This is a genomic window from Nonomuraea sp. NPDC049129 (genome assembly GCF_040648495.1).
GTDB lineage: Bacteria > Actinomycetota > Actinomycetes > Streptosporangiales > Streptosporangiaceae > Nonomuraea.
In genome coordinates this window covers 290,250-303,051 of record NZ_JBEZDU010000006.1, presented here as the reverse complement: position 1 = coordinate 303,051, position 12,802 = coordinate 290,250, and the positions used below count along the sequence as shown (strand labels likewise).

The 12,802-nt window shown below is 68.8% G+C and carries 12 protein-coding genes; 7 read left to right on the top strand and 5 right to left on the bottom strand.

The genetic code is table 11. The features are described 5' to 3' along the window. Positions 1 to 8: 8 nt before the first annotated feature. Positions 9 to 1,232, bottom strand: a complete 1,224-nt coding sequence (locus AB0B64_RS20980; RefSeq protein WP_357943865.1) for a glycosyltransferase family 2 protein — start codon at positions 1,230 to 1,232, stop codon at positions 9 to 11. Between the two features lie 99 nt (positions 1,233 to 1,331). Between AB0B64_RS20980 and AB0B64_RS20975 the strand changes: the two genes are divergently transcribed. Beyond that, positions 1,332 to 2,876 carry a hypothetical protein gene (locus tag AB0B64_RS20975; protein WP_357943863.1) on the top strand — a complete coding sequence of 515 codons (1,545 nt, stop codon included), beginning with the start codon at positions 1,332 to 1,334 and terminating at the stop codon, positions 2,874 to 2,876. Here AB0B64_RS20975 and AB0B64_RS20970 read toward each other — a convergent pair. Together AB0B64_RS20970 and rsmI are read right to left on the bottom strand one after the other, a co-directional pair. Beyond that, complete coding sequence (locus tag AB0B64_RS20970; RefSeq protein ID WP_357943861.1) at positions 2,812 to 4,398, bottom strand: phospholipid carrier-dependent glycosyltransferase; 1,587 nt, start codon at positions 4,396 to 4,398, stop codon at positions 2,812 to 2,814. The genes AB0B64_RS20975 and AB0B64_RS20970 overlap by 65 nt on opposite strands. A gap of 10 nt (positions 4,399 to 4,408) precedes the next feature. Continuing rightward, positions 4,409 to 5,257 (bottom strand): 16S rRNA (cytidine(1402)-2'-O)-methyltransferase, encoded by an 849-nt coding sequence (gene rsmI / locus AB0B64_RS20965; protein ID WP_357943859.1) that lies wholly within the window; start codon positions 5,255 to 5,257, stop codon positions 4,409 to 4,411. A 189-nt stretch (positions 5,258 to 5,446) separates the two neighbouring features. Here rsmI and AB0B64_RS20960 point away from each other — a divergent pair, with 189 nt between their 5' ends. Beyond that, positions 5,447 to 6,982 carry a phospholipid carrier-dependent glycosyltransferase gene (locus AB0B64_RS20960; RefSeq protein ID WP_358179162.1) on the top strand — a complete coding sequence of 512 codons (1,536 nt, stop codon included), beginning with the start codon at positions 5,447 to 5,449 and terminating at the stop codon, positions 6,980 to 6,982. Positions 6,983 to 7,095: 113 nt separating this feature from the next. Further along, complete coding sequence (locus tag AB0B64_RS20955; protein ID WP_357943855.1) at positions 7,096 to 8,280, top strand: hypothetical protein; 1,185 nt, start codon at positions 7,096 to 7,098, stop codon at positions 8,278 to 8,280. 115 nt (positions 8,281 to 8,395) lie between these two features. On the opposite strand, the gene AB0B64_RS20950 is transcribed toward AB0B64_RS20955, so the two are convergent. After that, the gene (locus AB0B64_RS20950; RefSeq protein ID WP_357944583.1) at positions 8,396 to 8,785 is read right to left on the bottom strand and encodes a MerR family transcriptional regulator; all 390 of its coding nucleotides are present in this window, start codon (positions 8,783 to 8,785) and stop codon (positions 8,396 to 8,398) included. A 62-nt stretch (positions 8,786 to 8,847) separates the two neighbouring features. Between AB0B64_RS20950 and AB0B64_RS20945 the strand changes: the two genes are divergently transcribed. Both AB0B64_RS20945 and AB0B64_RS20940 read left to right on the top strand, forming a co-directional pair. After that, a complete protein-coding gene (locus tag AB0B64_RS20945) occupies positions 8,848 to 9,636 on the top strand; it encodes an MBL fold metallo-hydrolase (protein WP_357943853.1) in 789 nt (262 codons plus the stop codon). A 371-nt stretch (positions 9,637 to 10,007) separates the two neighbouring features. Beyond that, positions 10,008 to 10,880 carry a Scr1 family TA system antitoxin-like transcriptional regulator gene (locus AB0B64_RS20940; protein WP_357943851.1) on the top strand — a complete coding sequence of 291 codons (873 nt, stop codon included), beginning with the start codon at positions 10,008 to 10,010 and terminating at the stop codon, positions 10,878 to 10,880. 109 nt (positions 10,881 to 10,989) lie between these two features. On the opposite strand, the gene AB0B64_RS20935 is transcribed toward AB0B64_RS20940, so the two are convergent. After that, positions 10,990 to 11,205, bottom strand: a complete 216-nt coding sequence (locus AB0B64_RS20935) for a DUF397 domain-containing protein (RefSeq protein ID WP_357943849.1) — start codon at positions 11,203 to 11,205, stop codon at positions 10,990 to 10,992. A 231-nt stretch (positions 11,206 to 11,436) separates the two neighbouring features. Between AB0B64_RS20935 and AB0B64_RS20930 the strand changes: the two genes are divergently transcribed. Both AB0B64_RS20930 and AB0B64_RS20925 read left to right on the top strand, forming a co-directional pair. Further along, positions 11,437 to 12,240 (top strand): AfsR/SARP family transcriptional regulator, encoded by an 804-nt coding sequence (locus AB0B64_RS20930; RefSeq protein WP_357943847.1) that lies wholly within the window; start codon positions 11,437 to 11,439, stop codon positions 12,238 to 12,240. Positions 12,241 to 12,266: 26 nt separating this feature from the next. Further along, positions 12,267 to 12,752, top strand: coding sequence for a MarR family winged helix-turn-helix transcriptional regulator (locus AB0B64_RS20925; RefSeq protein WP_358179160.1), 486 nt, complete (start codon positions 12,267 to 12,269; stop codon positions 12,750 to 12,752). The last annotated feature ends 50 nt before the right edge of the window (positions 12,753 to 12,802 follow it).

Sequence of the window (12,802 nt, the reverse complement as noted above, 5' to 3'; positions counted from 1 at the left end):
GCGGATGATCAGCGCGTCGTGGACTCCTCGCGGGACACGGCCTCGGCCGCCTCCTCGGCCACCTTGGCGGCGGCGTCGATCGAGCTCTCGCGGGTGCGGCGGATGCCCAGGATGCTGATGAACAGCGCCGCGAAGATGGTCTGGAAACTCATGATGAGCGCCGTCGCGGAGGGCACGACGATGCGCAGCGACTCGCGCGGGTCGAGCGAGCCGAAGCTGCGGACCTGCCAGTGCACCAGCGACATCACCAGGCCGACGAGACCGGCCAGGGCCAGCAACCCGCCGACCACCAGGCCCTTCTCCAGGGTGACGATGTCGATGAGGCGGCGGACGCGTGGCGACTCGGGCAGGAAGCCCTCCTCGGCCGCGTAGACCTTGGTGAACAGGGCGAACAACGCCGCCTGGAAGCCGATCACCACCGCCGCCGACGCGCCGACCAAGGTGTCGACGTCGAAGGCCAGCTCGCCGATCTCGACGGGGCCGAACGTCAGCGCCGTGCCCGCGACCAGCCCGATGATCATCAGCAGGATGCCGGGATAGAAGAACAGCCACTTGGGGCTGTACAGCAGCAGGAAGCGCAGGTGGCGCCAACCGTCACGCCAGGAACGCAGGTGCGGCGGCCGGGAGCGGCCGTCGGGCGACAGCGTCGTGGGCACCTCGCGCACGTCGAGGCCGGACAGCGTGGAGCGGACCACCATCTCGGAGGCGAACTCCATGCCGCCCGTCTGCAGATGGAGCCGCAGGATCGAGTCACGCCTGAACCCGCGCAGGCCGCAGTGGAAGTCGCCGATGGCCGACGGGAAGAACAACCGGCCGACGAACGACAGCACCGGGTTGCCCAGGTAGCGATGGAGCGGAGGCATGGCGCCGGGGGCGATGCCCCCCTTGAACCGGTTGCCCATCACGAGATCGGCACCGTCGCGCAGTTGTTCGACGAATGGGAGCAACGAGGTGAAGTCGTAGGAGTCGTCGGCATCGCCCATGATGACGTATTTGCCGCGCGCGGCACGGATGCCGCCCATGAGGGCGTTGCCGTAACCCTTCTCATCGATGTGGACGACACGCGCACCGGCGTCGCGGGCGAGCTGCTGCGAGCCGTCCGTGCTGCCGTTGTCGGCGATCAGGACCTCGCCCTCGATGCCGTGCTCTTCCATGCACGCCAGCGCCTTGCGCACACAGACTTCCACGGTCTCCGCCTCGTTGAGGCAGGGCATGACCACCGTCAGTTCCACGTCTCAACCCTTCAGTTAAGGCTCTTCCAGCCCACCATCATGCCCTGTGCCCGTGGATGGTCGGGTCAAGTCCTAAAAACGACTGGCATTCTTTACAGCATGGTGAGCGCTGCGGAGATGACCCCTGTGGACCCCTCCGCCCCTGGCCGGTTGGCACGCGCGCTGGCGTTCCTGGGCCGCCATCGGGTGTTCGCCGCCGCATTCGCCTTGGGCGGGGTGCTGCGGCTCATCACCATGCTCGGGTACGGCCCGGCGATGTGGTTCAACGACTCCTACGAGTACGTCTCCGTCGCGCTGCACCCCAGGCCACACCCCATCAGGCCGGACGGTTACGGGTTCTGGCTGCTGCTGCTCAAGCCGTTCCACAGTTTCTCTTTGGTAACTCTCTCCCAGCATCTGATGGGCCTGGCCACGGGCGCGCTCATCTACGCGTTGCTGCGCCGGAAATTCAGCCTGCCGAAGTGGGGGGCGACGCTGGCGGCCGTCCCGGTGCTGTTCGACGGCTACCAGATCCAGCTCGAACAGCTCATCATGTCCGACACGCTGTTCACGCTGCTGGTCGTGGGTGTGATCACGATCGTCCTGTGGAACCGGCGGATGTCATGGAAGCTGGGCGTGGTCGTCGGGCTGCTGCTCGCGCTCACCGCGCTCACCCGCTCGATCGGCCTGCCGATCCTCGCCCTGGTCGTCGCGTACCTGCTCATCAAGCGGACCGGGTGGAAGACGATCGTGGCCGTGATCATGGCCTGCGCGGCCCCGGTCCTCGCCTACATGGGGTGGTTCTCGACAAATTTCGGTAAATTCGCGATGACCAACAGCGACGGGCTCATCCTTTACATGCGCACGGCGATCTTCGCCGACTGCAACAAGATGCACATCGACAAATATCGGGAGCTCCAGATGCTCCTCCTGTGCATCACCGATCCGGTCGATCAGCGCAAGGAGTACGCGCAGTGGTACCTCTGGGGCCAGGGCAGCGGCGGTAGCCAGGGCACGGGTGAGGTGCTGCACCGCTGGGGCGCGGGCAAGAAGTTCACCGGCATCACCAACGAGGCCGCCAGCGCGTTCGCCACGCGGGCGATCACCTCGCAGCCCGGCGACTACCTGGCGGTGGTGGCGCGTGACTTCTTCCGTGCCTTCAACTGGGGCAGGCCGCGCTTCCCGGACGAGAAGACGTACAACATGTATCGCTTCATCCCGTTCTACGAGCTGGATGACAGCGGCAACCCCAAGCGACTGCCCCAGTGGCCCTCCTACCAGGGCCGTACGGACACCGACGCCTACACCTACGAGCAGGGCCCGCCGGAGACGAAGATCGTCGCGCCCTTCGCGCAGATCATGAGCGGCTACCAGCAGGTGGTCTACCTGCCCGGCATCGTGCTGGGCGGCGTGATGCTGATCGGTCTGTACGGCACGGTGGTCCGCTGGCGCCGGTTCGGCGGGCCGGTGATCCTGCCCTGGCTCGGGGCGTTCGGCCTGCTGCTGGCGCCCGCCGCGACGGCGGAGTTCGACTACCGCTATGTCCTGCCGGCGGTCCCCCTGGCATGCATCGCCGCGGCGATCACGCTGCGCCGCGGCGTCACTTTGGCGCGGGTACGACCCAAGCCCGCGTCAGCATCCGAGCCCACCACTGTGCCTGCGTGAGCGTCTCGGCCACCAGCACCGGGTAGAGCCACCAGAAGTTGATCAGGACGATCAGCGTGAACGCCCCCACGACCGCGGCACCCACCGCCCGGCGCGCGGGTGTGGCGCTCTCCTTCCCGATCACCAGCCCCGCGACCAGGACGAGCGCCAGCACCATGAACGGCACCACGGGGATCATGTAGAAGAGGTACATCGTCCGCTGGTCGGCGATGGCGTAGTAGAACCACGGCAGCCACCCGGCGGCGAAGGTCAGCAGCACCGCCCCGGCCCGCCAGTCGCGCGTGGCGACGTACCAGGCGATGAGTCCCAGCAGGGCGAGCATGGCGGCGTACCAGAGGGCGGGCGTGCCCACCCCGAGCACGGCCTGCGAGCACTTGTCCGCCCCGCACGCCGACGGCGGCAGGTTCGTCGGGTAGAAGAAGGAGACCGGCCGGAACAGGGCCGGCCAGGTCCACGGGTCTGACATGTACGGGTGATAGTCGTGCAGCCCGGTGTGGTAGCCGAGCACCTGCACCTGGTACTTCAGCCACGATCGCACCGAGTCGACGACGAAGAACAGCGGCCCCGACGACGTCGCCTGGTCCCAATTGCGCCCGTAGCCGCCCGCGGTGACGAACCAGCCCGTCCACGAGGCCACGAAGGTCAGCGCGGGCACCAGCCCGAGCGCGGCCAGCCCCGACGGCACGTCCTTGGCGAAGGCGCCGGAGTAGGGACTGCGCAGCCCGACGGCCCGCCTGGCCCCCATGTCCCACAGCAGGCTCATGACCGCGAACGCGATCAAGAAGAAGATCCCTGACCATTTCACCGCGCAGGCCGCCCCCAGGCAGAGGCCCGCGGCGATCCGCCATGGCCGCAGGCCGAGCGGCGGCCCGGTCGGGGTGAGCGGCGAGCTGTCGTACCAGTCGGCCAGCCGTTGCCGTGACCAGTCGCGGTCGACCACCAGGCAGGCGAACCCGGCCAGCACCCAGAACATCAGGAAGATGTCCAGCAGCGCCGTACGCGACAGCACCAGGTGCAGGCCGTCCAGCGAGAGCAGTAGCCCGCCCAGGCAGCCCAGCATCGTCGAGCGGGTCATCCGCCGCGCCAGCCGGGCCAGGATGAGGATCGACAGCGTCCCGACCACGGCCGCGGCGAACCGCCAGCCGAACGGGTTCACGCCGAACAGCCACTCCCCCAGCCCGATCATCCACTTGCCCAGCGGCGGGTGGGCGACGAACGAGGCACAGTCGGTGGTGTTCGGGCAGTGCTTGAAGATGTCGAGGTTGCCGGCCATCAGCCGGTGGTCGGCCTCTGGGTTCTTGGAGTCACCGAGCGTGACCCGCTCGACGCCGAACCTGAGCAGCGAGTAGGCGTCCTTGAGGTAGTACGTCTCGTCGAAGACGATGGCCCTCGGCTCGCTTAATCTGACGAATCTCAGTATTCCGCCGAAGAGGGCGACCGCGATCGGCCCCAGCCACCCCCAGAGGGCGCCCCCTTGCATGGGCGGGACCAGCCGCTGTGCGGAAATCCCCCATTTCTTCACGATGCGCACCCTATGGCGTGGACGATCTCCTGTGAACCGCGTCGTAGAGCTCCCGCTTGGGCAGGCCCGCCTCTTTCGCCACGTCGGCGACGGCCGCCTTGCGCTGCTCCCCGTCGGCCACGCGGCGGTCCACCTCGGCGACCAGTGACTCGATATCGGGCTCGGTGTCGGCCGCGACGTGACCGGCGACCACGACGGTGATCTCACCCTTGACGCCCGCCGCCGCCCACGCGGCCAGCTCGCCCAGGCCGCCGCGCCGTACCTCTTCGTAGGTCTTCGTGAGCTCGCGGCAGACGGCGGCCTTCCGTTCCTGACCGAAGGCCTCCGCCATCGCCTCCAGCGCGCTCTGGAGCCGGTGGGGCGCCTCGAAGAACACCATCGTGCGCTCCTCCTTCGCCAGCGCCGAAAAGCGGCGAGCGCGCTCTCCAGGCTTGCGCGGAGGGAAGCCCTCGAAGCAGAAGCGGTCGCTGGCCAGGCCGGAGACGGCCAGCGCGGTGGTGACGGCGCTCGGGCCCGGCAGGGCGGTGACCGTGATGCCCTCCTCGACCGCGAGGTGCGTCAGGCGGTAGCCGGGGTCGGACACACCCGGCATGCCCGCGTCGGTGATGACCACCACCGTCTGCCCCTGCTTGAGCGTCTCGACCAGCTCCGCCGCACGTCCGGCCTCGTTGGCGTCGTAGTAGGAGACCACCCGCCCCCGGATCTCCACACCGAGGTCGTTGGCCAGCCTGCGCAGGCGCCTGGTGTCCTCGGCCGCCACCACGTCGGCGTTCTCGAGCACCTCGCGCAGCCGCGGCGAAACGTCGCCCGCCTGCCCGATGGGGGCCCCTGCCAGCACCAACCTGCCCTTTACTGTCACCCGGCCATTGTGGCAGGGCATCCCGATAAGACCCTGTTTCCTGGGTAAGCACTGGCTTGAGGCCCGTACGATGTCCGAATGGCGGTGACCGATTTCCCGTACGAAACCTTTGGCCAGTCAAGTGGCCAACCGGCGGCGGACGAGAGCAGTCCCGGGACGCGATCCATCCGAGATCGGATGGTCCCGCCGATGCGTGGCAGCGTGTTGTGGGGCTGGTTGGGGCCGCTGTTCATCACCGTCTTCGGCGGGGTGCTGCGCTTCATGGGGCTCGGCCACCCCAAGGCCGTCGTCTTCGACGAGACCTATTACGCCAAGGACGGCTATTCGCTGATCACGTGGCTCGTGGAGCGGGTCACGATCAAGGATGCCGACAAGGCGCTCATCGCCGGCAACACCGACATCTTTCAGAAGTGCACGGAGGCGACGCTCGACAAGTGCGCCTCCTACGTGGTCCACCCGCCCCTGGGCAAGTGGATGATCGGCGTGGGCGAGTGGCTGTTCGGCATGAACCCCTACGGCTGGCGGTTCGCCGCGGCGGTGATCGGGACGCTGTCGATCCTGGTCCTGGCCCGCGTGGCCCGCCGGATGACCCGCTCGACCCTGCTCGGCTGCTTCGCCGGGCTCCTGCTCGCCCTCGACGGGCTGCACTTCGTGCTGTCGCGTACGGCGCTGCTGGACATCTTCCTGATGTTCTGGGTGCTGGCCGGGTTCGCCTGCCTGGTGGTCGACCGCGACCGGGCGCGGGAACGGCTGGTCGACTGGTACGAGACGTCGCCGCTGTCGCCGCAGGGCCCCTGGCTGGGGCTGCGGCCGTGGCGGATCGCCGCGGGCCTCTGCCTCGGTGCCGCCATGGGGGTCAAGTGGTCAGGGGTGTTCTTCCTGGCCGCCTTCGCGGTCATGAGCCTGCTGTGGGACTTCGGCGCGCGGCGGGCCGTCGGCCTGCGCAATCCCTACTCCGGCGCCTTCGCCAAGGACGTGCCGACCGGCCTGGTCGCCTTCGCGCTGGTCCCGTTCGTGACGTACATGACCACTTGGACCGGCTGGTTCGTCAGCGCGGCCGGCTACGGCCGCAACTGGGGCCAGGCCACCTCGTCGGGGCCGATCTACTTCGTCATCGACTCGATGCGGTCGTGGGTGCAGTACCAGTGGCAGGTCTTCTCCTTCCACAGCGGGCTGGCGACCTCACATCCCTACATGTCGGATCCGTGGCAGTGGCCGCTGCTGCTGCGCCCGGTCGCCTTCTACTACGAGGGCAACAAGGGCGGCGCCTGCGGCGCGAAGGACTGCGCCGAGGCCGTGCTCGGCGTGGGCACCCCGGTGATCTGGTTCGGCGCGCTGGCCGCGCTGATCGCCCTGATCGCCTGGTACGTCGCCACGCGGGACTGGCGGGCGGGCGCGGTGCTGCTGGCCTACGCGATGGGCTGGCTGCCCTGGTTCTACTTCGCGATCACCGAGAACCGCACGATGTTCCTGTTCTACGCGGTGCCGATGGTGCCGTTCATGGTGCTGGCCATCACCCTGTGCGCGGGTTTGCTGATAGGCCCCTCAGCGAAGACACCGGGTGGGGCTGTACCGTTGAGGCGTACGCTCGGGGCTGCGGCCGTCGGCGCGTTCGCACTACTGGCACTGATCAACTTCTGGTGGCTGCATCCGGTTTTGTCCGCCGAGCTGATCCCCTACACCGAGTGGAAGGCGCGGATGCTCTTCGACAAGCGGTGGATTTGACCCGGTCACAGTTCCATATTTACTAATTTCATAGGGTAGTCGCAGTGCAAGACCCAATACGCACCGGTTTCGGTCATCGTCAGGCCCGGGGTCGATACGGCAAACTTCGAGGCATGAGTGCACCAGACGTCACCGCCCTGCTCGCCGAGTTGGAGCGCTCCGAGCCGGACCTGGCCGAAGAGGCCAGGACCGCTGTGGAGTGGTTGACGGGCGGGGAGCCGCTGGAGACGGTTACGCAGCTCGACGTCTGCGAGTTCCTCTGGTACACACTGCCGCTCAAGGTCGGTGGCGACCATGAGCGGCTGGCCCGCGCGCTCGGGCGGCTGCTGCAGGTCGGCGGGCTGGAGCGCTATGCCGGGTTGTGTGAGTCGGCCCTCACGACCAAGATCCTGCGCACCTACGCCCGTGAGGGCGAGGACGCGGGCACCAGCGCCTACCAGGTGGCGCTCGAGGCCACCGGCGTGCTCCCGCCCGACGTGCCCGACCTCCAATGGAGCATGATCATGGGCCCCGAGGAGCTGGGCGCGCACGTCGCCTGCTCCGCGGCGCTGGAGCTGGCGATCGTCTCGGGCGACGACGTCGATCCCGGCGCGCTGACCAGGCGCTGGCTCACCGCGCCCCGGACCGAGCTGGGCGGCGACAGCTGGCTGCACCGCGTACACGGCGAACGGCTCAACCGCTGGGTGCTCGGCCGCGGCCCGGCCCGGCGCGAGCTGGCCCAGCCGTTCGAGGTGCGACTGCACGCTCCCGTCTCGGTCCAGCAGCTGCCCGCGCTGCACGGCCTGCTGTCGCTGGCCGCCTCGGAAGGCAGCCTCCCCATGCGCCTGGCCCCCTCACCGGAGGCACTCCGGCTGCGCGAGCTGGCCGAACGCGAGCTGGGCGCGATCAGCCGCTCCGGCGTCCGGCTGTCGATCACCGACTACGGCCGGCAGCTGCTCGACTCCCCCGAGGCCATGTGGGACGCGGTCACCAAGCTGCTCCTGGCCAGGGGCGAGCACGAGTTCGAGCTCTCGGCGCGCGAGGCCGCGCTCATGCTGCTCGCCGACGGCGCCCTGATGTCGCCTGCCGAGCTGCGCGAGCGGGTGGCCGAGGTGGTCGGGGGCGAGGGCTGGCATCCCGCGACGAGCCTTGAGGACGTCGCCACGCCGGTCACCGACCTGGTCGCCCAGCTCAAGGCGCTCGGCCTGGCCTTCGCCGACGACCTCGCCGTACGGGTGACCCGCTCCGGCCAACTCGCCGCCCTGGCCGCCCTCCGCGCCCACGCCCTGAGACCGAGGCAGTACGTGAGCGCAGGCTGACCCCCACGGACCCCGACCCTCCTCTCCCCCGAAGGGGGCTTCCCTCCCAGGGACCCCAGCCACCACGGACCGTCACAGGGGCCGAGACGGTCGTGTCACGGACCTCCCTGGGCTCCTAGGGGACGCTGACGCGGCGGATGGCCCGCTTGAAGTCCGGACACTCCACGAACGGGTCGTGGTCGCACACCGCCGCGTGGCGCAGGCTGTCGCGCAGCCGGGTGAGTTGCGCGATCCGCTCGTCCACCTCGCGCTCCTTGGCGGCCATCCGCTCGCGCAACACGGCGTCGGACGGCCCGGCGCGCAGGAACGCGGCGATCTCGGTGAGCGTGAACCCGGCGTCACGCGCGCAGGTGACCAGTGCCAGGCGTTCGAGCATCTCCGGCAGGTACGTGCGGCGCAGGCCGTTGCGCCCGTCGGCCGTGATGAGCCCCTTGCGCTCGTAGAACCGCAGCGCCGACGGCGCCAGCCCGGACCGCCGCGCCACCTCGCCGATGTCGAGCAACATCTCGTCCACAGCCCGCTCCTTGACTTGACTTGAACCGCGCTTCAAGTCGCAGTCTAGGGCACATGACAATCCATCACCTGAATCTCGGCTCGATGCGCGAGATCGATTCGACCGAGTCCCTGCCCTCCGCGCCCGCCGTCTGCCACGCCCTGCTGGTCGAGACCCCCGACTCGGGGCTCGTCCTGGTGGAGGCGGGACTGGGGCTGGACGACGTGACCCGGCCCGGCGAACTGCTCGAAGCCGAGTGGGTCGAGCTGGTCGGGCCCGAGCTCCGGCCGGCGGAGACCGCCGTCCAGCAGGTCGCCGCCCTCGGCTACGACCCGGCGGACGTACGGCACATCCTGCTGACCCACCTGGACGTCGACCACAGCGGCGGGCTGCCCGACTTCCCGCAGGCCGAGGTGCACGTCATGGCGGCCGAGCTGCAGGCGGCGCTGACCGAGGCGCCGAACCGCCGCTACCGCCCCGGCCACTGGGCGCACGGCCCGCGCTGGGTCACCTATCCCGGCACCGGAGACACCTGGAACGGGGTCGAGGGGGTGCGGCCTTCGACGTTCTCGCCGGACTTCCTGATGGTGCCGCTCGCCGGGCACACAGTGGGCCATGCGGGTGTGGCGGTCAGGGACGGCGACCGGTGGCTGCTGCACGCCGGGGACGCCTACTTCTACCACCGCGAGCTGTCGGCCGACGACCCGCAATCGCATCCGCTGCTGGACATCGTGCAGCTCGACTCGCAGGTGGACGAGGGGTCGCGGCTGACGAGCCGGGACCGGCTGCGCGAGCTGGCGAACGTGCACGGGGTGGAGGTGTTCTCCGCCCACGACCCGTGGGAGCTGCACCGCATGAGTTGAGGTCTGGTCAGTTGTCATTGAGCGCGCTCTACTGGGCATGAACCGGTTGTCGCCCGCGCGCGTATCTCTGGCTGCCCGGCCACCGCGGCGCGCAGAACGCGGTGGCCGGGCTCCGAGCCCGCCGCGCGCCGCCATCTCGCTCCCACCGAAGCCGAGCTCGCACCCTCTGAATCACCGTGAATCACGCCGCCGCCCCGCCGATGTGAGCGCCCCCGCGCGTGGACCAGCCATCTCTCTCTAGACCAGCGCAGGACCGGGCACCGCCCACCGGTTTGACGTGTGCGACATTAGCTGATTTAGTGCATCATCAATTGGCATCAAACTGGTTCGTAGAGAATGGTGCGCCGGATGCTGTCGAGGGTGCGGAGCGGATGAACGGTGACGGCGCGGAACAGCGCACCAAGCGTGAGCGTCTGGCCACAGAGCTGCGGCGCCTGCGCGACCTGGCCGGGATCTCCGGTCGCGACCTGGCCCACCGGGTCGGCATCAGCCAGTCCAAGGTCTCCCGCATCGAGTCAGGGACCGTGATCCCCTCACTGCCGGAGGTGACGGCGTGGGGCGAGGCGGTGGAGGCGTCGAGTCAGACCCGGGAATGGCTGACCGACCTGACCGAGGCGGCCTTCACCGAGATGCACAGCTGGCGGGCCGCGCTCCAGCGGCAGGCGCACCTGCAGGACGAGATCCGGGAGCAGGAGGACCAGGCGCAGCTGGTGCGGGGATTCCAGCCCACCGTCATTCCGGGGCTGTTGCAGACCGCCGAGTATGCCCGGCGCATCTTCGCGTTGTTCGACCCGCCGTACACCGAGGGCAATCTGTCCATGGCCGTCGCGGCTCGTTTGCAGCGGCAGCTCGCCCTGTATGAGGAAAGCCGGCGTTTCGAATTCCTCATTACCGAGGCGGCACTGCGGTGCCGTCCTGGACCGGCCAAACTCCTGCTCGCCCAATTGGACCGGATAGCCTCGCTGAGCACCCTGGAGAACGTCTCCATCGGCTTGATACCGCACAACACAGAAGCGCTTGTCTGCCCCCCGCACGGTTTCACCCTCTACGAGAGCGACGGCAGCGCGGCGGACACTTTTGTGGAGATAGAAGTCGCGCACGTGAGGCTGAGCGCCGGCCACGCCGACGACATCGCGGTCTATCAGCGGCAGTGGTCCCTGCTGAGCCAGATGGCGGTCTTCGGCGACGAGGCGCGGGACTTCCTCGCCACGATCAGCGCCGACGTCCGCGCCGCGGATCGGTGACCCCGCCTTGCGCACGGCCGTCCGCCCATCCCCGGGGAGCGGGCACCTCGCGCACTCCCCGAGGCCGTCCGGGAGGTCGCGACCCGCGCTCCCCGGACATGGACCCGGATCACCTCAGGTCGAACTCGCCCGCGTACACCCCGGCGAGGAACGCGCCCCACTCCTCACCGCTGAAATAGAGAACGGGCCCCTCGGGGTCCTTGGAGTCGCGCACCGCGACCACGTTCTCGCCCAGCGCGACCTCTACGCAGCCGCCGCCGTTGTCACTGAACGTCGCCTTGAACCATTCGGCGCGCCGCGACCGGCCTTCCTTGGCAGTACCCATTATTTCTCTCCTGTTCGTCCGGGGAGCCTTGTGCCGCCCGCTGTCTGGTCGGCCTGGGTATCGGCTCGGTGCCGCGCCGTCGGTCAGCCATAGGAATTCTATGAACGCCGTTAGTCATATCCAATACACGTAGTACGAAGGAGTGGACCGATGCAGTTTCGATTGTTGAACGGCGTGGAGGCTTACCGGGACGGTGTGCGGGTTTATGTCGGTGACCGAAAACAACGTTTGATGCTGGCTTTGCTCCTGCTCGCCGGGGCCCGGCCGGTCACCATGGAGGAGCTGATCGACAAGATCTGGGGCGCGGAGCCGATAAACAGCGCGCGCAAGGTCATCCAGCATTATGCGAGTGACCTGCGTGCTCATCTGGGACATTCCAGCGGACCGAAATTGGGCGACATGCTGCCTAAATACCAGGGCGGCTACCGGCTGCTGGCCGACCGGAACGAGGTCGACGTCTACCGCTTCCGCGATCTGGTGAACGAGGCGCGGCCGCTGATCGGGCGTGACGACGCGCAGGCCGTACCGATCCTGCGTGACGCCCTTCGGCAGTGGGGCACCCGCGGCCTGCGGCCCGGCGAGCCGCTCAGCGGCCTGACCGGCCAGTCCGCGGCGAACGCCCGCGCCAAGCTGCTGGCGGAGCACCGAGCCGCGGTGATCGACTGCCTGGAGGCCGAGCTGCGGCTCGGGCACCACGCGCTGCTCGTCCCCGAGATCCTGGACCTGGCCACCGCCGGGCCGCCCGACGAGCAGCTGACCGGCCTGCTCATGCTGGCCTGCCACCGCGCCGGCCGACCGGCCGAAGCGCTGGGCGCGTTCGCCGCCCTGCGGAAGCGGCTGGCCGACGAGCTCGGAGCCGATCCGGGGGCGGACATCGAGCGCCTCCATCAGCGCATCCTCAGCCAGGACCCCGCCCTCGATGATTCGCCGGGATTCGCGCCGTCCGGAGCACCAGGCGAGGCCGACAAGAGCGCCGTCCGCCGCGTGGCCGAAGCCGCCAGGAAGGGCGACGCAAAGCATCGGGATAATCCATAACGGAACTAATTGCTAAACTGGACGACATGACTGCCATGGCCCCTTCCCGCACCGCGCCGGACCTGTCGTACCTGCTGGACCACACCGGCCACATCCTGAGGACCCGGATGGCGGCGGCTCTGGCGGAGATCGGGCTGACGGCGCGGATGCACTGCGTGCTCGTGCACGCTCTGGAAGAGGAGCGCACGCAGATCCAGCTCGCCGAGCTCGGCGACATGGACAAGACCACGATGGTGGTCACCGTCGACGCCCTGGAGAAGGCGGGCCTCGCCGAGCGCCGCCCGTCCAGCACGGACCGGCGGGCCCGGATCATCGCCGTCACCGAGAAGGGCGCGGAGGTCGCCAAGCAGAGCCAGACCATCGTCGATGGCGTACACCGGGCGGCTCTCGCCTCGCTGCCCGAGGACGAGGCCGAGGCGCTGCTACGTGCCATGAATCGCCTGGCCACAGGGCATCTGGCTACTCCCGCCGAGGCGCCGCAAGGGGTGCGAAGGGCTCGACAGAAGGGCTAAAAGGTCCGAGACATATAGTCTGCAACAGAACTATCTGTTATGGTTCCTCT